The organism is Pseudonocardia sp. TRM90224 (genome assembly GCF_021245725.1).
In the GTDB taxonomy this organism is placed as follows: Bacteria; Actinomycetota; Actinomycetes; order Mycobacteriales; family Pseudonocardiaceae; genus Pseudonocardia.
This window is the reverse complement of the sequence record NZ_JAJGSX010000010.1, coordinates 185765-203209: the sequence shown is the minus strand read 5'-3', so window position 1 is coordinate 203209 and position 17445 is coordinate 185765. Positions and strand designations below refer to the sequence as shown.

At 72.1% G+C, this 17445-nt stretch carries 15 protein-coding genes; 5 read left to right on the top strand and 10 right to left on the bottom strand.

What is annotated here, in order from left to right; genetic code table 11:
- Positions 1-81 precede the first annotated feature (81 nt).
- Genes LL648_RS18820 through LL648_RS18810 form a run of 3 tightly spaced genes read left to right on the top strand, consistent with a single transcriptional unit; the run spans position 82 to position 3423 of the window.
- Positions 82-1287, top strand: a complete 1206-nt coding sequence (locus LL648_RS18820) for a class I SAM-dependent methyltransferase (protein ID WP_232663892.1) — start codon at positions 82-84, stop codon at positions 1285-1287.
- Positions 1288-1289: 2 nt separating this feature from the next.
- A complete protein-coding gene (locus LL648_RS18815; RefSeq protein WP_232663969.1) occupies positions 1290-2162 on the top strand; it encodes an aldehyde dehydrogenase family protein in 873 nt (290 codons plus the stop codon).
- A gap of 34 nt (positions 2163-2196) precedes the next feature.
- Positions 2197-3423, top strand: a complete 1227-nt coding sequence (locus tag LL648_RS18810) for a primosomal protein (protein ID WP_232663891.1) — start codon at positions 2197-2199, stop codon at positions 3421-3423.
- Positions 3424-3476: 53 nt separating this feature from the next.
- Here LL648_RS18810 and LL648_RS45260 read toward each other — a convergent pair whose 3' ends face one another.
- From LL648_RS45260 to LL648_RS18795, 3 genes are all read right to left on the bottom strand, one after another.
- Entirely contained in the window at positions 3477-4280 is an 804-nt protein-coding gene (locus LL648_RS45260) for an endonuclease domain-containing protein (protein ID WP_232663890.1), read from the bottom strand.
- A gap of 153 nt (positions 4281-4433) precedes the next feature.
- Positions 4434-5087 carry a response regulator transcription factor gene (locus tag LL648_RS18800; RefSeq protein ID WP_232663889.1) on the bottom strand — a complete coding sequence of 218 codons (654 nt, stop codon included), beginning with the start codon at positions 5085-5087 and terminating at the stop codon, positions 4434-4436.
- Positions 5084-6268 carry a sensor histidine kinase gene (locus LL648_RS18795; protein WP_232663888.1) on the bottom strand — a complete coding sequence of 395 codons (1185 nt, stop codon included), beginning with the start codon at positions 6266-6268 and terminating at the stop codon, positions 5084-5086. The genes LL648_RS18800 and LL648_RS18795 overlap by 4 nt, the downstream gene beginning before the upstream one ends.
- 129 nt (positions 6269-6397) lie before the next feature.
- Between LL648_RS18795 and LL648_RS18790 the strand changes: the two genes are divergently transcribed.
- A complete protein-coding gene (locus tag LL648_RS18790) occupies positions 6398-7867 on the top strand; it encodes a glycosyltransferase family 39 protein (protein WP_232663887.1) in 1470 nt (489 codons plus the stop codon).
- An 84-nt stretch (positions 7868-7951) separates the two neighbouring features.
- Here LL648_RS18790 and LL648_RS18785 read toward each other — a convergent pair whose 3' ends face one another.
- Positions 7952-9079 carry an adenosine deaminase gene (locus LL648_RS18785; RefSeq protein ID WP_232663886.1) on the bottom strand — a complete coding sequence of 376 codons (1128 nt, stop codon included), beginning with the start codon at positions 9077-9079 and terminating at the stop codon, positions 7952-7954.
- A 131-nt stretch (positions 9080-9210) separates the two neighbouring features.
- Between LL648_RS18785 and LL648_RS18780 the strand changes: the two genes are divergently transcribed.
- A complete protein-coding gene (locus LL648_RS18780; RefSeq protein ID WP_232663885.1) occupies positions 9211-10275 on the top strand; it encodes a PA containing protein in 1065 nt (354 codons plus the stop codon).
- A 241-nt stretch (positions 10276-10516) separates the two neighbouring features.
- Here LL648_RS18780 and LL648_RS18775 read toward each other — a convergent pair whose 3' ends face one another.
- The 6 genes from LL648_RS18775 to LL648_RS18750 form a co-directional block, all read right to left on the bottom strand.
- Complete coding sequence (locus LL648_RS18775) at positions 10517-11791, bottom strand: thymidine phosphorylase (RefSeq protein ID WP_232663884.1); 1275 nt, start codon at positions 11789-11791, stop codon at positions 10517-10519.
- Between the two features lie 10 nt (positions 11792-11801).
- The gene (locus LL648_RS18770; protein WP_374112072.1) at positions 11802-12188 is read right to left on the bottom strand and encodes a cytidine deaminase; all 387 of its coding nucleotides are present in this window, start codon (positions 12186-12188) and stop codon (positions 11802-11804) included.
- Entirely contained in the window at positions 12181-13386 is a 1206-nt protein-coding gene (locus LL648_RS18765) for an ABC transporter permease (RefSeq protein ID WP_232663968.1), read from the bottom strand. Before LL648_RS18765 ends, LL648_RS18770 begins: the two co-directional genes overlap by 8 nt.
- A gap of 56 nt (positions 13387-13442) precedes the next feature.
- A complete protein-coding gene (locus tag LL648_RS18760) occupies positions 13443-14522 on the bottom strand; it encodes an ABC transporter permease (RefSeq protein ID WP_232663882.1) in 1080 nt (359 codons plus the stop codon).
- Positions 14519-16066 carry an ABC transporter ATP-binding protein gene (locus LL648_RS18755; RefSeq protein WP_232663881.1) on the bottom strand — a complete coding sequence of 516 codons (1548 nt, stop codon included), beginning with the start codon at positions 16064-16066 and terminating at the stop codon, positions 14519-14521. Before LL648_RS18755 ends, LL648_RS18760 begins: the two co-directional genes overlap by 4 nt.
- An 82-nt stretch (positions 16067-16148) precedes the next feature.
- Positions 16149-17297 carry a BMP family lipoprotein gene (locus tag LL648_RS18750; RefSeq protein WP_374112071.1) on the bottom strand — a complete coding sequence of 383 codons (1149 nt, stop codon included), beginning with the start codon at positions 17295-17297 and terminating at the stop codon, positions 16149-16151.
- Positions 17298-17445: the final 148 nt, after the last annotated feature.

Below are 17445 nucleotides of genomic sequence, written 5' to 3'. Positions count from 1 at the left end.
CCGTTTTGCCGACTTGCACGCCGTTTCGGCTGTGCAAGTAGGCAAAACGGTGGGGAAGTTCCGGCGTCGTAGGGTCGGCGGGTGCGCGCCGTGGACGTGATCGCCGGGCTGGAGGCGTTGACCGGGCCGCAGGGGCGGGCGCTGCAGGAGCGGTTGCGCGGGCTTGATGTCGGCGGGGCCGAGGGCCTGCGGCTGGGCACGCAGCTGCGGCGCGAGTTCCCGACGCAGCTGGTGATCGACGCGATGGCGCAGCAGGAGCTGCGCCGCCGGGCCTCGGCGAAGTTCCGCCTGGCCGCGGACATGTTCTTCACCAGGGACGGCTGGGAGCAGGCCTCCGCCGAGGTCGTCTCGACCCACCGCCGCACGCGCTTCCGGGGCTGCGCCCGCGTCGCCGACCTGTGCTGCGGCATCGGCGGCGACCTCGTCGCGATCGCCGCGGAGTGCGCAGTGCGTGCCGTCGACCGCGACCCGGTGCACGTGTGGATGGCGCGGCAGAACGCCCGCGTGCACGGTGTCGCGGAGCGGGTGGACACGGGGGAGGCCGACGTCCGCGACGTCGACCTCGCCGACGTCGACGGGGTGTTCGTCGACCCCGCCCGCCGGTCCGGCGCCGGGCGCAAGCGGCTCGGCGAGAGCGAGCCGCCGCTGGAGTGGTGCCTCGAGCTGCCCCGGCGGGTGGGCAAGGTCGGGATCAAGGCCGCGCCCGGGATCCCGCACGACGTGGTGCCGGAGGGCTGGGAGCTGGAGTTCGTGGCGGTCGACCGTGAGCTGAAGGAGGCCGCCGTGTGGTCGCCTGCGCTGGCCACGGCACGCACGCGGGCGACCGTCCTGCCCGCGGGCGACACATTGGTCGCCGAGCCGGGCACCCCCGTCGCCGTCGGCGAGCCTGCGGAGTTCCTGCTCGACCCGAACCCGGCCGTCACCCGCGCCGGGCTGGTCGAGGATCTCGCCCGCGGCCTCGACGTCCACAAGATCGACGAGCAGATCGCGTTCCTGACGGCCGATCGTGCCGTGCACACGCCGTTCGCGCGCACGTTGCGGGTGATCGACTCCGCGCCGTGGAACCAGAAGCAGCTGCCGGCGCGGCTGCGCGCGCTGGACGTCGGTGCCGTCGACATCCGGCGGCGCGGGCTGGCCGGCGACGTCGACGCGCTGCACCGCAAGCTGCGCCTCTCCGGGTCGCGGCGGGCGACGCTGGTCATGACGCGGGTGCGGGACCGGCCGTGGGCACTCGTGTGCCTCGACGTGCCCGTTCCCGGCCCCGGTGACGGTAGCCTCGTGCCGTGAGCATGGCTGTGGATGGGCGGCTTGCCGTCGCCAAGACCTACAAGCTCTACGTCGGCGGCGCGTTCCCGCGCTCGGAGTCGGGTCGCAGCTACCCCGTGCACGACACCAAGGGACGCCTGCTCGCACATGCAGCGCTGGCCTCCCGCAAGGACGTGCGCGATGCCGTCAGCGCCGCCCGCGGCGCGGGCGCCGGCTGGGCGGGTGCCACCGGCTACAACCGCGGCCAGGTGCTCTACCGGGTGGCGGAGATGATGCAGGCCCGCCACGAGCAGTTCGTCGACGACGTCGTCGCCGCCGAGGGCGCCACCCGCAAGCGCGCCGCCGCGACCGTCGACGCCGCGATCGACCGCTGGGTCTGGTACGCCGGGTGGACCGACAAGATCGCCACCGTCCTCGGGACGGTGAACCCGGTGGCGGGCCCGTTCCTCAACTGGTCGTCGCCGGAACCGACCGGCGTGGTCGCGGTGCTGGCGCCGCAGGCGTCGTCGCTGCTCGGCCTGATCGACGTGCTCGCACCCGTGCTGGCGACGGGCTGCACCGCCGTCACCGTCGCATCGCAGGACCGTCCGCTGCCGGCGATCGGGCTCGCCGAGGTGCTCGCGACGTCCGACGTCCCGGGCGGGGTGGCGAACCTGCTCACCGGCAACACCGCGGAGCTGGCGCCGTGGCTGGCCGCGCACGCCGAGGTGCAGGCGATCGACCTGGCGGGTGCCCCGGAGGACATCGCGGCCGACCTGGAGCGCTCCGCGGCCGGCACCGTCAAGCGGGTGCTGCCGCGCCCGGCGGCCGACGCCGACCACACCCGCACGCCGAGCACGGCCCGGCTGCGCGCCTACAGCGAGATCAAGACCGTCTGGCATCCGATCGGGCGCTGATCGCGCCGGCTCGGCACCGCACTACTCTTTCGGCGTGGCCAGCGACATCGTCCCGATCCAGCTCTCACTCACCGAAGGTGACCTCGTCACCTTGTGGGCCCCGCGGTGGCGCGAGGACGGCGAGGAATGGGAGGCGTTCCTCGGCGACGAGGACTCGCTCTTCGTCTTCCCCGAGGTCACCCAGCTCGCAGCGTTCGTGCGGACGGCGCGGGAGCACGACCTCGTCGACCACCCGGCGTGGTCGGTCGTCCCCGACCTGACCGTCGCCGAGCTGACCCCCGACGAGACGCAGCAGTACGACATCGTCGGTGTCCCGGAGATCGCGGCCGAGAAGGCCGACACGTGGACGGTCGGCGAGCTGGCCGAGATCACCGAGATGGTCCGCTCGATCGCCGACGTCTGCGGGCTCGAATCCGTCACCGAGGTGCTCGACTCGGCGCCCGGCTTCGCGCTGCTGCGCCAGGGCACGCTGCCGTTCGTGGGGCGCGAGGGCGCGCGGCTGTGGACGCAGATGGTCGACACCATCGGCTCCAAGTGGGACGACGTGATCGACGCGCTCGACGACCTGGTCGACACCCCGACCGTCGATGCCGCCGCGCTCGCCGCCGCCGAGAAGGAGGTGGTGCTCGACGACGAGGTCGAGGACGCCGACACCACCAAGACCGGCGAGGACACCGAACCCGAGGCCGAGGAGGACGACGCGCCGGCCGGGTTCTGGGAAGAGGTCGGGATCGACCCCATCCGCATCGCCACCCGCGACGGCGAGTTCCTCACCCTCCGCTGCTACATCAACGACAAGGCGGTCTTCCTCGGCTCCGCCGGCAAGATCGACGCCTTCCGCTCGGAGCGCGCACTCGCCCGCTGGATCTCCGAGGAGGGCGCCGACGGGCACGACCTGGCCCGGGCCTCCACCTGGTCGGAGATCGTCGAGCGGGCGACCGTCGGTGAGCTGACCGTCGAGGTCGACGAGCTGAACAACTACGCGATCGCCGGGATCGACCACGACATCGTCGAGGGCACCAGCGCCGTCGACGCATCACAGATGGAGCTGGCCGCCGAGCTGCTGCTCGACGTGGGCGACTGGGCGCGCGACGACGAGGCCCGCGAGGCGCTGGCCGAATCGCAGTCGCTCGGCTGGCTCGTCTCGTTCCTGACCAAGCCCGACCCCACCCGCCTGCAGCCCAGCCCGCCGTTCGACGCGGAAGCGGCCCGGTGGCGGGAGCTGGTGGAAGAGGTCGTCGCTCGGCTGCAGGTGCACTAGCTCGGTAGCGGGTGCTCAGGGTTCGCGCAGGAGCCCTGAGCAACCGCAACTCGCTAAGCAGTTCGTCGACCCAGCTCGTAGCGCACCCGCGTCACGACGCTTCGCGGCTTGTGCAGCACGGTCGATGCGGTGAAGCGCACGACCACCCAACCCGCTGCTGCGAGGTCCGCCTCCCTCCTCAGGTCGTGGTGCGCCTGCTCCTGAGTGCGGTGGTGACGGCCGTCGTACTCGATGCCCAGCCGGGCCGACGGGTAGGCGAGATCCAGTCGGTAGGGGCCGACGACGTGCTGGACGGCCGGCGGTGGCAGCCCATTGAGGACCAGCGCCATCCTGATGCGCGATTCCATCGGCGATTCCGCACGAGGGTCGATCAGCCGCAGCAGCTCGGGCAGTGTCGAGTATCCGTGCGCGCCGCGGTGGGCGAGCCAGCTTCGCTCCAGGCCGCCGGCAGTGAGGTTGTGGCGGTGGGCAATCGCGTCGACCGCCACCACGCGTTCGGTGAGCCCCGGCGCCCAGCGGGCCAGGTCGAACGCGGTCCGCGCAGGAACGGTGACGTCGATGCCGCCCGAACTCGAGATGTCGCCGGGCCGAAGGCGGCAGCGACGGACCTCCAACCCGGGCGTGTTGTAGGACTGAGCGCGGCTGCGCAGCAAGAGCACGTCCACAACTGCGTCCGCCGGGCCGCACGATGCGCCGGTCAGCTCCGCCGCCGCATATCCGGCGACGGCGCCGCGCCCGGCCATCAGGATCCCGGCCGCCTGAGCCCTGACGGCCAGCGTGGCGTCGAGCTCGGCTGGGATGTAGACGTCGGGGAACAGCCGGCGGAACCGGGCTCCCCGAAGCAGCCCGGGTGTCACAAGCCCGGCCCGGACCGCCGCTGAACCACGAAATGCACCGTCGAGCACGCCCACTTGGACGGGAGCGCGGCGCTCCCGGTTCCACGCAGCGCAATAGCGGGTGCTGAGGGCTGGAGGCGGAGCCTTCAGCACCCGCTACTCGCAAGTTCGTCCTCAATCGGCAGTGAGCCCGGCCTCCCTGGCCAGCAGGCCCAGCTGGGTGCGGTTGGTGCAGCCGAGCTTGTCGAGCGCGCGCGAGACGTAGCCCTTCACGGTCGCCTCGGTCAGGTAGAGCCGGCGGGCGACGTCGGTGTTGGAGAGGCCCTCGCCGAGCAGGGCGACGACGTCGCGCTCGCGGTCGGTCAGCGGCGCCAGCCGCTCGGCCGCCCGGCGCTGCGCCCCGCGGGCGTCGCCGGTGCGCCCGACGAGGCGTCGCGCGGCCGAACGGGAGAGCACGGTGTGGCCCTGCGCCGCGACCCGCACCAGCCCGACCAGCTCGTCCGGCGGCGTCGCTTTCAGCAGGTAGCCGGCCGCGCCCGCCTGCAGGGCACGCTGCACGTGGTCGTCGCCGTCGAACGTCGTCAGCGCGACGACGGGCGGCGGGTCGGGCAGCGCGACGATCCGCGCGATCGCGGTGATCCCGTCGACGCCGGGCATCCGCAGGTCCATCAGCACGACGTCGGGCGCGAACCGGACGACCGCCTCGACGGCCTCCGCGCCGTCGGCGGCGTCGGCGACGACCTCCATGTCGCCGGCCGCGCCGATGATCGTCCGCAGGTGCGCGCAGACCATCGGCTCGTCGTCGGCCACCAGCACCCGCACTGTCATCGCGCCCCCATCGGCAGCTCCGCCCGCACCTCGAACCCGCCGTCCGCCGACGGGGCGGCATGCAGTGCCCCGCCGATCACCTCGACCCGTTCGCGCAGCCCACGCAGCCCGCTGCCGGAGCCCGTCGCGGTCAGCGCGCCGTCGGCGGCCCGCGTGGGCGCCGTGTTGCGCACCGCCACCGTGACCGCGTCCGGCCCGTACCGCACCTCGACGCACACCGTGCCGCCCGGAGCGTGCTTGTGGACGTTCGTCAGCGCCTCCTGGACCACCCGGTGGGCCGTGCGCGCGACGCTCGCCGGGACGGTGCCCTCCGCGCCCGTGCAGACCAGCTCGACGGGCACGCCGGCCGCGATCGACGCGTCGACGAGATCGGCCAGCCGCGCGCGCGGTCGCTGCGGCCCGACCGCGGGTGACGCGCCGACGCGCTCACCGCCGAACACACCGACGATCTCGCGCAGCTCGTCGAGCGCCTGGACGCCGGCGGCGCGCAGCGAACCGGCCGCCGAGCGGGTCGCGGGGTCGGTCGCGGTCACCTCCATCGCCCCGGCCTGCAACACCATCAGGCTCACCCGGTGCGTGACGACGTCGTGCATCTCCGCGGCCATCCGGGCGCGCTCCTCGCCACGGGCCTGCTCGGCGAGCAGCAGCTGCTCCCGTTCCGCCCGTTCGGCCCGCTCCCGAAGGCCTGCGACCAGGGTGCGCCGCGCGGCCATGAAGCGGCCGATCAGCGCGGGCACGGCGGTGTAGAGCAGGCCGAGCGGGATCGTCGACCACGACGGGTCCCACGGCCGCGTCGCGAGCAGCGTCAGCAGCCCGACGAGCACCCACATCGTGCGGTCGTGGCGCAGCTGCACGGCCACGCAGATCGCCACGCCGATGGCCGTGGGGGTGAGCGGGTCGCCGGTCAGCACCGGCGTCGCGACCAGCGCGCCCGGCGCGACGAGCTCGCTCACGAGCAGCGCCACCGACCCGCCGATCAGCACGCCGAGCACGGTCCGCGGGGCCCGCACGACGGCGATCGAGGCGAGGTCGAGCGCGATCCGGAAGACGAGGGCCGCGTAGGGCCCGAGCGGGCCGGTCGAGCGCGAGCCGAGCACGAACACCAGCACGTCGAGCCCGACGAAGAACAGCGCGCACGCGACGACCACCCATGGTGTCGCAGGTCGCATGCCGTTCCGCACCCGTCCACGGTAGACCGGCAGGCCGGGCGCGATCACCCTCGACGGTCGGACACCCCACCTACTTTCGTCGGTGCCGCTGCCGACCGACGGGTCTGCAGAACACCGGCCTCGATCCCGTCTCATGGCGGCATGACCACCACCGGGATCGGAACACGGCCCGACGCGCCGGCGCAGTGCACGGGTTTCGCGACCCGGCCGGTGCTGCTGATCGCCGCGGCCGCCGCGCTCGTGCTGCTCGTCGCGAGCAACAGCGCGGGCTACTTCTTCGACGAGCTGTACTTCCTCGCAGCCGGTCGCGACCACCTCGCGTGGGGCTACTTCGACCAGCCCCCGCTGGTCCCCGTTCTCGCCGCGCTGATGGACATGATCGCGCCCGGCTCGCTCGTCGTCTTCCGACTGCCCGTCACGATCGCCGCGACCGCGACCGTCGTGCTGGCCGCGGCCATCGCTCGCGAGCTGGGCGGCAGCCGCCGCGCGCAGGTGCTCGCCGCCGGCGCGGTTGCGGTCTCGGGGACGATGATCGCGAGCCACTGGCTGGCGACGTACACGATCGATCCCGCGCTCTGGACGCTGATCCTTTGGCTGGTCACGCGCTGGGTCCGGATGCGCAGGGACGGCCTGCTGCTGCTCGCGGGCGTGGTCACGGCGGTGAGCCTGCAGGCGAAGTTCCTGGTACCGGGCCTGTGGGTGGCGCTCATCGCGGCGGTGCTGCTGGTCGGCCCCCGTGCGCTGCCGCGCCGCCCCGCGCTGTGGGCGGGCGGGGCGATCGCCGTGGTGCTGACCGTTCCGACGCTGCTGTGGCAGGCCGCGAACGGATGGCCGTACACGCAGATGTCGGACGTCGTGCGCGCCGAGTGGGAGGGCGCCGTCGGTTTCGCGTCGTCCGCGTTGATCCTGCCCGGCCTGATCGGGGGGCCGCTGATGATCATCGGCCTGGTGCGCGTGCTGCGGGCCCCGCGCCGCCACCCCGCCGGCTACCTCGCGATCGCGCTGCTCGGCCTCGCCCTGGCGATCGGGCTGATCCACGGGCGCTCGTACTACCTGCTCGGGATCACACCGGCGCTGACCGCGCTCGGCGCCGTCGAGCTGACGGCGTGGGCGCGCGGCCGCGCACCGCGGATCCGCGCGGTGCTCGCCGCCGTCGGGTTCGCGCTGTCGGCCGCCGGGGTGCTCACGACGCTGCCCGTGCTGCCCGCGCCGCTGCTCCCCTACCTGCCGGCATCCGCGCTGGTAGCGGGTGAGACGGCGATGCAGCCGGCCGGCGAGATCACCGCGGCCGCGTTCCGCGCACTGCCGCCGCAGCAGCAGGCCCGAACGGCGGTGGTCGCCCACATCTACCCGATCGCCGCCTCGATCGACGTCTACGGTCGCCGGGCGGGCGCGCCGCCGGCCTACAGCCCGCACCGCGGCTACGGGTACTTCGCCCCGCCGCCGGAGACGGCGACCGACGCCCTCTGGGTCGGCGTGGAGGAGCCGGCGCGGCTGCGGCCGTACTTCACCGAGTGCCACCCGCTGCCTGGCGACACGCTCGACGTCTGGCTCTGCACCGGCCGCACCGTCCCCTGGGCGCAGGCCTGGCCCGAGCTGCGCTTCCGCTGACCCGAACTTCCCCACCGTTTTGCCAACCTGCACGGCCTTTCGGGTGTGCAGGTCGGCAAAACGGTGGGGACGTTGGACGGGTGGTCAGGCCATGAGTGCGGCGTAGCCCGGCTTGATGACGTCGTTGATCAACGCGAGCCGCTCGTCGAACCCGATGAAGGCCGATTTCATCGCGTTGACGGTGAACCACTGCAGGTCGGGCCACCCGTAACCGAACGTTTCCGCGAGCGCCAACATCTCACCCGAAAGAGATACGTCGGACATGAGGCGGTTGTCGGTGTTCACCGTGACGCGGAAGCGCAGCCGAGTGAGCAACCCGATCGGGTGATCTGCGAGCGACTTCGCCGCGCCGGTGTGCACGTTCGACGTCGGGCACATCTCCAGCGGGATCCGCATGTCGCGCACGTACGCGGCGAGCAGGCCGAGCCGGGCGTTGCCGTCGTCGTCGACGGTGATGTCGTCGACGATCCGCACGCCGTGCCCGAGCCGGTCGGCGCCGCACCACTGCAGCGCCTCCCAGATCGACGGCAGCCCGAAGCCCTCACCTGCGTGGATGGTGAAGTGCGCGTTCTGCTGGCGCATGTACTCGAACGCGTCGAGGTGGCGCGTGGGCGGGAAGCCCGCCTCCGCGCCGGCGATGTCGAAGCCGACCACACCGGCGTCGCGGTAGCGCACGGCCAGCTCGGCGATCTCGCGCGAGCGGGCGGCGTGGCGCATCGCGGTGAGCAGGCAGCCGACCCGGATCCGGCGGCCGCGCTCCGCGGCGCGGGCGGTGCCGACGCGGAAGCCCTCCAGCACCGCCTCGACCACCTCGTCGAGCGCCAACCCGGCCTCGACGTGCAGCTCAGGGGCGAACCGGACCTCCGCGTAGACGACACCGTCGGTCGCCAGGTCCTCGGCGCACTCGGCCGCGATCCGCACGAGCGCATCGGCGCGCTGCATGACCGCCACCGTGTGGCCGAAAGCCTCCAGGTAGCGCTCCAGCGAGCCGGAGTGCGACGCGGAGAGGAACCATGCGCCGAGCTCGGTCGCGTCGGTGCTGGGCAGGCCCTCGTAGCCGGTGGCGCCGGCGAGCTCGACGACGGTCGCGGGCCGGACCCCGCCGTCGAGGTGGTCGTGCAAAAGGACCTTCGGTGCATCCCGGACGGTCTCGGCATTCAGCGGCACAGGCACAAAAGCAACGCTAGAACACCTGGTGGAAGGCACCCGCATGGGCGGCGAAAACTGGTCCGATCGGGGCACAGCACGTCCGTTTGGGGAGCCGCGGACGGGTGATCGAATCGGCTCGCTACGCTCTGTGGTGCCCGCTACAGTACCCAGCTCAGAGGAAGCTCCCCGCCGCCATGAGCAATGACTCCACTCTCTCGTTCGACCGCATGCGCGGCATGCTCATGCGCGCAGCCGAGATCCGCGACAGCGAGCAGCAGCAGATCTTCGACTCGCTCGACGAGATCCACGCCCGGCTCGCGGCGCTCGACGCGCTCGGCACCGTCCGCAAGCGGCTCACCGAGCTGCCGGACCGCACCGAGGTCAGCGTCCTCGCCGAGCGGCTCGACGAGACCGTCGCGAAGCTCGACGCGCAGGACGCCGCGATCGCGACCGTCAGCCGCGCGGTGGAGTCGCTCCCCGACAAGCTCGCGAAGCCGTTCGCGCAGCTCGACGGGCGCCTCGACGGCATGGCCGGGCGGTTGGAGGGGGTCTCGGGCCGGATGGACGGGCTCGACGACCGCCTCGGCGGGCTGCACAAGCGGCTCGACGACCTCGACAACCGCCTCGACCGCCACGAGATGCGGCTCGACGCGATGCCGACCTCGGTCGGCGCGCCGATCAAGGAGCGGATCGACGGTGTCGACCGCATGGTCCGCGAGCAGCTCGATGGCGCCAACCGCGCGTTCGAGGAGACCGGCGAGGGTCTGCGCAACCTCCTCGGCGACACCAGCATCGGCCTGCACCGCAGGCTCGAGGAGCTGGCCGGCCGCCCCGCGGTCGACCCGACGGAGCCGCTCGACGCGCTCGCAAAGCGCCTCGACGCGCTGGGCAACCGGCTCGAAACGCTCGGCGGCCGTCTCGACGCCGTCGAGGACGGCGTCGCCGGCCGGCTCGGCACGCTCGGCGGCACCATCGAGGCCCAGCTCGGCAAGCTCGACGCCGCGCTGGTCGAGCGTCCCGACACTGCATCGCTCACCGACCTGGTGTCGCGTGCCAACTCCGAGTCCGAGCGCCGCAACGCCGGCCAGCTCGACGAGGCCATGGCGACGTTCGCCGAGCTCATCCTCGGCCGCGGCCCGTCGATGCAGGCCCCGCCGCCGCCCCCGCCCCGCCCGGCGCAGCGCCGCCGCAAGGTCTCGGTGAAGTCGCCCAACGGCGCGTCCGTCGGCGACACCGTCACCGACGACCCCGACGACTGAGCCGCAACTTCCCCACCGTTTTGGGCACCTGCGCGCCCCACGGGCGCGCATCCACCCAAAACGGTGGGGACTTTCGCTAGGAGGGTCCTGAACGACTGGGGCCGTAGCGAGCGGCGTCCAGGTGGTGTCATCGCAAGGCGCGCGGATTCGGCGATACCGCTGTTGTATCGACGTGTCCGCGCAACGCCGCGAGGGCGCCTCCTGGGCGCCGCGCAGTAGGTCCCAGTCGTTCAGGGCGCTCCTAGGAGCGCACGGCGTCGATCAGGAGCTGCGCGCGTTCCGCCGGTTCGTCCGTGATCAGCAGCGCGCCTTCCAGAGCTGCGCGGGCACCGGCGACGGCGTCCTGGGTGTCGGTGTGCAGCTCCAGGAGCGGCTGGCCGGCCTCGACGCTCTCGCCGATGTCCACGAGCAGCAGCGCGCCCGCAGCGGCCTGCACGGCGTCCTCCTTGCGGGCCCGGCCGGCGCCGAGTCGCCACGCCGCCACCCCGACCCCGAGCGCGTCGATCCCGGCGATGACGCCGGAGCGGTCGGCGACGACGTTCTCGACGTGCTTCGCCGTCGGCAGTGCCGCGGTCGGGTCGCCGCCCTGCGCCGCGATCATGCGTTCCCACACCGGGTAGGCCTCGCCGGAGGCGAGCACCTTCGCCGGGTCGACGTCGGTGATCCCGGCCAGCGCGAGCATCTCGCGGGCGAGCGCAACCGTCAGGTCGACGACGTCGGCCGGCCCGCCGCCGCGCAGGACGTCGACCGATTCCGCGACCTCCAGCGCGTTGCCGACCGCGCGGCCGAGCGGCACCGACATGTCCGTGAGCAGCGCGGTGGTGGCCAACCCGTGCCCGCCGCCGATCGCGACCATCGTCTCGGCCAGCTCACGCGCCCGGTCGAGGCTCTTCATGAACGCGCCCGACCCGACCTTGACGTCGAGCACGAGCCCGCTCGTGCCTTCCGCGATCTTCTTGCTCATGATCGAGCTGGCGATCAACGGAATCGACTCGACGGTGCCCGTGACATCGCGCAGCGCGTAGAGCTTGCGGTCGGCAGGAGCAAGCGTCGGGGTGGTCGCGCAGATGACCGCACCGATGTCGGCGAGCTGGGCCGCGATCTCCTCCAGCGACAGCGACGCCCGCCAGCCGGGGATGGACTCCAGCTTGTCCAGCGTGCCGCCGGTGTGCCCGAGGCCGCGTCCGGAGAGCTGGGGCACCGCGGCGCCGCAGGCCGCGACGAGCGGTGCGAGCGGCAGGGTGATCTTGTCGCCGACCCCGCCGGTGGAGTGCTTGTCCACGAGCGGGCGGCCGACGTCGCCGAGCGAGAGCACCTCGCCGGAGTCGATCATCGCCTGGGTCCAGCGGGAGATCTCCGCCGCGTCCATCCCGTTGAGCAGGATCGCCATGGCGAGCGACGCCATCTGCTCGTCCGCGACATCGCCGCGGGTGTAGGCAGCGATCACCCAGTCGATCTGCTCGTCGGTGAGGCGGTGGGAGTCGCGCTTGGCGTGGATGACGTCGACGACATGCATGCCAGCGACCCTAACCGGGCAGGTGCTCCGGCCCGAACGCGTCGGGCAGGACGTCACTCATCGGCTTCGGGCCGCTGGGCGTGTCGACCTCGCACTCCGGCCCGCCGAACTCGTAGATCACCTGCCGGCAGCGCCCGCACGGCATCAGCAGCTCGCCCGTCCCGGAGCGGCAGGCGACGGCGACGAGCCGCCCGCCACCGGTCAGCCGCAGCTGGCCCGCCATGGTGACCTCGGCGCACACCCCGAGGCCGTAGGAGGCGTTCTCGACGTTGCAGCCGGTGATGATCCGCCCGTCGTCGCAGACGGCGGCCACGCCGACGTTCAAGTGCGAGTACGGCGCGTACGCCGACGCCGCGGCCTCGACGGCGGTGGCGCGCAGCGCGTCCCAGTCAGTCACCTTCACCCCGCCGGTACTCGACACCCGCCGCCGCGGGCGGGCGCAGCCGTTGCGACGCGGCAGCGAGCACGAGCAGCGTCACCAGCTGCGGTGCGTAGGTCGCGAACTCGCGCGGCACCGTGTCGATCGTGAAGTAGATCGCGTAGACCACGGCCCCCGCGACGGCGGCGAACACGGCCGTCTTCCATTGCCGCCGCACCACCCACAGCAGCGCGAGCCCGACGGCGAGGATCGACGCGCCGTAGAGCAGCGCGTGCACCGCCTCGCCGCCTGCCCGCAGCTGCACACCGTCGACGTAGCCGAATAGCGCGGCACCGCCGAGCAGCCCGCTCGGCCGCCAGTTGCCGAAGATCATGGCGGCGAGGCCGATGTAGCCGCGGCCGCCGGTCTGGCCTTCGAGGTAACCGAGCTGGCCGGGGTTGAGCGTGAGCGCGGCACCGCCGAGCCCGGCGAGGCCGCCGGAGATCACGACGGCCGCGTACTTGTAGGTGAAGACGTGCACGCCGAGCGACTCGGCCGCGACGGGGTTCTCCCCGCACGAGCGCAGCCGCAGCCCGAACCGGGTGCGCCACAGCACGAGGTAGCTGATCGGCACCAGCGCGAACCCGATCACCGCGAGCGGGGTGAGCCCGCTGACCAGCCCGCCGATGAGCCCTGCGAAGTCCGAGAGCGGGGCTATCTGCTGGTTCTCGACGGCGAGCAGCCCGTTGGCGAGCGGCTGCACCGAGAACGTCTCGAAGCCTTCGAGCAGCGGCGACTGCCGCGGGTTGTGCGAGATCGGCAGGAACACCAGCGTCGAGAGGTACTTCGTGATGCCCAACCCGAGCAGCGTGATCGCGACGCCCGAGACGATGTGGTTGACGTTGAACGTCACCGTCGCGATCGCGTGCAGCACCCCGCCGAGCGCGCCGAACACCATGCCGCCGATCACGGCGGCCCACGGGCCCCAGTTGTACCCGGCCCACGCGGCACCCCACGTGCCGAGCACCATCATGCCCTCGAGGCCGATGTTGATCACGCCGGCGCGTTCGGACCACAACCCGCCGAGCGCCGCGAACAGGATCGGGAGCGCCAGCAGCACCGCGGCCTGCATCGTGCCGCGCGAGGTGAGCTGGAGCTGGTTGGTGAGCGTCGCGGTGACCGAGAGGATCAGCACGCCGATCACGACGACGATCACCGCGCGCAGCCACGGCGGCATCCGGCGGCCCTTCGGGGCGGCGGGCGGCACGGTGGCCGGAGCGCTCGTCAAAGTCGTCACGCCGCCACCTTCTCCGCTGCGGCTCGCAGTTCGGCCGCCACTCTGCGTTGCTCGGCCGCCAGCTCGTAGCGACGCACGATCTCGTATGCAACGACCACGGACAGCACCACCGACCCCTGCATGATCAGGACGATCTCGCGCGGCACCCCGACCGCGTCGAGCGCGAGCGCCGACTTGTCGAGGAACGCCCACAGCAGCGCGCCCAGCGCGATCCCGAGCGGGTGGTTGCGCCCGAGCAGCGCGACCGCGATGCCGGTGAACCCGTACCCCTGCGGCGAGGTCAGCGTGTAGGCGAGGTCGCGCCCCAGCAGCTCGGGCAGCCCGACCAGCCCCGCGACGGCCCCGGAGAGCAGCAACGCGATAATGATCATCCGGCGGGCGTTGACGCCACCCGCGGTCGCGGCCGTCGGCGACTCGCCCGACGCCTTCAGCTCGAACCCGAACCGCGTGCGGTTGAGCAGGAACCAGTACCCGAGGCCGAGCAGCGCGGCCACGAAGACCATGCCGAAGAGCGTCCCGCTGCTGCCGAACGGGATGCCTGGGAACTGCCCGCTCGGCGGGATCGGCGTGGTCGAGATGTTGTTGCCCTGCTGGTCGCCGAACACCTCGTCCCTGATGAGGAACGCGATGAGCCCGGTCGCGAGGAAGTTCAGCATGATCGTCGAGATGACCTCGCTGACCCCGCGGTACGCCTTGAGCAGCGCGGCGATCCCCGCCCAGGCCGCTCCGACGGCCGCTGCGACCAGCAGGATCACGATCGTGTGCACGACCGGCGGCAGCACGAGCGTGCCGCCAACGATCGCGGCGACGCAGGCGGCGAGCCGGAACTGGCCCTCGATGCCGATGTTGAACAGCTTCATCTGGAAGCCGATCGCCACCGCGAGCGCCGAGATGTAGTAGATCGCGCTGTTGTTGACGATGTCGATCGCCGTCGTGCCCTGCCCGACCTGCGTGATCATCGCGGCCAGCGCGGTGAACGGCGAGTCGCCGCTGATCACGAGCGCGATGGCGCACAGCAGCGCCGCGAACACGATCGCGAGCGCGGGCGGCAGGAGCACCGTGCGGACGCGGGTCATTCGCCGGCTCCTGCCGGCGCGGGCGCGGCGTCGGCCCCGGTCATGGCGGCTCCCAGCTCCTCCGGTGTGACGGTCGACGGGTCGGCATCGGCGACCAGCCTGCCCCGCAGCATCACCTTGATCGTGTCGGACAGCCCGATCAGCTCGTCGAGGTCGGCGCTGACGAGCAGCACCGCGAGCCCGCGGGCGCGCGCCTTGCGCAGCTCCTCCCAGATGCCGGCCTGCGCGCCGACGTCGACCCCGCGGGTGGGGTGCGAGGCGATGAGCAGCACGGGCTCGCCGGAGAGCTCCCTGCCGACGACCAGCTTCTGCTGGTTGCCGCCCGAGAGCGCGGCGGCGGCGACCTCGATGCCCGGCGTGCGGACGTCGAACTCGTCGACGATCCGCTGGGTGTCGCGGCGGGTCGCGGCCCTGTCGATCAGCCCGAGCAACCCGCCCTTCGACACCGGCGAGCGGCTCTGGTAGCCGAGGATCCGGTTGGTCCACAGCGACTGGGTGGCGAGCAGGCCGTGCCGGGTGCGGTCCTCCGGGACGTAGCCGATCCCGGCCTCGCGGCGTTCCAGGGTGGTGCGTTTGGTGAGGTCCGTGCCGTCGAGCGTGATCGTGCCGGCGCTGGCGCGGCGCATCCCCATGATCGTCTCGACGAGCTCGGTCTGCCCGTTGCCCTCGACGCCCGCGATGCCGAGCACCTCTCCCGCACGGACCACGAGGTCGACGCCGGCCAGCAGGGCCCGGCCCCCGCCCTCGCCGGCCAGCTCGAGGCCCTCGACGACGAGGACCTGCCGGTCGGTGACCGTGGACTCCCTGGTCTCGGGGCTGGGCAGCTCGCTGCCGACCATCATCTCGGCGAGCTGGCGGCTCGTGACGGTCGCGGGATCGGCGGTGCCGACCGACATGCCGCGGCGGATCACCGTGATCGCGTCGGCGATCGCGCGCACCTCGTCGAGCTTGTGGGAGATGAACAGGAACGTGAACCCCTCGGCGCGCATCCCGCGCAGCGTCTCGAAGAGCTCGTCGACCTCCTGCGGGACGAGCACGGCCGTCGGCTCGTCGAGGATGACGGTGCGGGCGCCGCGGTAGAGCACCTTGATGATCTCGACGCGCTGCCGGTCGGCGACCCCGAGACGCTCGACCAGCACACCGGGGTCGACGTCGAGCCCGACCGTCTCGGCCAGCTCGGCGATCCGGGCGCGGGCACCGCCGGCGATGCCGTGCATGCCCTCCGCGCCGAGCAGGATGTTCTCCGCGACGGTCAGGTTGTCGGCGAGCATGAAGTGCTGGTGCACCATGCCGATGCCGGCCTTGATCGCGTCGGACGGCGAGCGGAACCGCACCACGCTGCCGTCGACGGAGATCGTGCCCTCGTCCGGCTGCTGCATGCCGTAGAGGATCTTCATCAGCGTCGACTTGCCGGCGCCGTTCTCCCCGCAGAGGGCATGCACCTCGCCGCGGCGGACCTTGAGGTCGATGTCCTTGTTCGCTACGACGCCGGGGAACCGTTTTGTGATCCCGGCGAGCTCGACGGCAAATTCGGCGGCGGGCATGCCTTGCTGCCTTTCGACGTGAACGAGAATCGGGGGGCCGGATCCGCTCGTGGCGTCTCCGACCCCCCGACCCGTGCGTGAATCAGGACGACGGCTTGGAAGCGACCGTGATCGCCCCGCTGATGATCGCCGACTTGTACGCGTCGAGATCGGTCTTGATGTCGTCGATCTTGCCACCCGACGTCGCGTAACCGACACCGTCGACCTTGAGGTCGAAGGTCTTGGGCAGCTTCGAGGTGTCCCCGGCCGCGACGGCGTTGATGTAGTCGAACACGGCGACGTCGACCCGCTTGAGCATGGACGTGATGATCACGTCCTTCACGCCCGAGTACGCCGGGATGTTGTACTGGTCGGAGTCGACGCCGATCGCCGACTTGCCCGCGGCCTTCGCCGCCTGGAACACACCCTGCCCCGAGGCGCCCGCTGCGTGGTAGACGATGTCGGCGCCCGCGTCGAGCTGGCCCTTCGCAATCGCCTGGCCCTTGGCTGCGTCGTTGAAGCCGGTGAAGTCGCCGGCCGGGCTGATGTACTTGATGTCGATCTGGATGTTCGGTGCGACGGCCTTCGCGCCCTGCACGAAGCCGGCCTCGAACTTCTGGATCAGCGGCTGCTCGACGCCGCCGACGAAGCCGACCTTGCAGGTCTGCGTCTTGAGCGCGGCGGCAGCACCGACGAGGAACGAGCCCTGCTCCTCCGCGAAGAGCAGCGGGGTGACGTTCGGCAGCTCGACCGAGCCGTCGTCGACGATCGCGAACCGCACGTTCGGGTTCTCGGTGGCGACGGTCTTCAGCGCGGTCGCGTACTTGAAGCCGACGGCGATGATCGGGTTGTAGCCCTCGGAGGCGAGCCCGCGCAGGCGGGTCGCCGCGGCGTCCTCGCTCTCGTTCGGGGCCGCGGACAGCTCCTTGGTGTTGCCCTTCTGGACGCCGAGGTCCGAGATGGTCTTCTCGAGACCAGCCGCCGCGGAGTCGTTGAAGGAGCCGTCGCCACGGCCGCCGATGTCGAACGCGAGCCCGACCTTCAGGCCGGCCGCGTTCGAGTTCGCGGCTGCGGGAGCGGTGCTCGCGCCGGCGCCACCACCTGCGGGGGCGGGGTTCTTCGTGCAGGCGCCGGCCTGCGTGCCCCCTCCACCCGATGGCGCAGTGGACCCGGTGTCCCTGGCACATCCCACGAGAACCAATGCACTGGTCAGCACGGCAGCTGCCAGTACGAAACCTCGTCTGTTCCGCACTGAGGACGCCTTCCTGTTCCGGCTGGTCCCGATCTCGGACCGGCACGACGACGGGGAACCGTATCTGGTCGGCGCGCCTGTTCACATGGTCGACTTCTCGGCGTGACCGAATCGTCGGCTTCGGTGAGTGAGCACCTCATCACTTCAC

Excerpts from the sequence above, each read along its gene's own strand:
- LL648_RS18815 (WP_232663969.1), top strand. The coding sequence starts at position 1,290 with ATGGCTGTGGATGGGCGGCTTGCCGTCGCCAAGACCTACAAGCTCTAC.
- LL648_RS18800 (WP_232663889.1), bottom strand. The coding sequence starts at position 5,087 with ATGACAGTGCGGGTGCTGGTGGCCGACGACGAGCCGATGGTCTGCGCG.
- LL648_RS18790 (WP_232663887.1), top strand. The coding sequence starts at position 6,398 with ATGACCACCACCGGGATCGGAACACGGCCCGACGCGCCGGCGCAGTGC.
- LL648_RS18785 (WP_232663886.1), bottom strand. The coding sequence starts at position 9,079 with ATGCGGGTGCCTTCCACCAGGTGTTCTAGCGTTGCTTTTGTGCCTGTG.
- LL648_RS18780 (WP_232663885.1), top strand. The coding sequence starts at position 9,211 with ATGAGCAATGACTCCACTCTCTCGTTCGACCGCATGCGCGGCATGCTC.
- LL648_RS18775 (WP_232663884.1), bottom strand. The coding sequence starts at position 11,791 with ATGCATGTCGTCGACGTCATCCACGCCAAGCGCGACTCCCACCGCCTC.
- LL648_RS18765 (WP_232663968.1), bottom strand. The coding sequence starts at position 13,386 with ATGCCGCCGTGGCTGCGCGCGGTGATCGTCGTCGTGATCGGCGTGCTG.
- LL648_RS18760 (WP_232663882.1), bottom strand. The coding sequence starts at position 14,522 with ATGACCCGCGTCCGCACGGTGCTCCTGCCGCCCGCGCTCGCGATCGTG.
- LL648_RS18755 (WP_232663881.1), bottom strand. The coding sequence starts at position 16,066 with ATGCCCGCCGCCGAATTTGCCGTCGAGCTCGCCGGGATCACAAAACGG.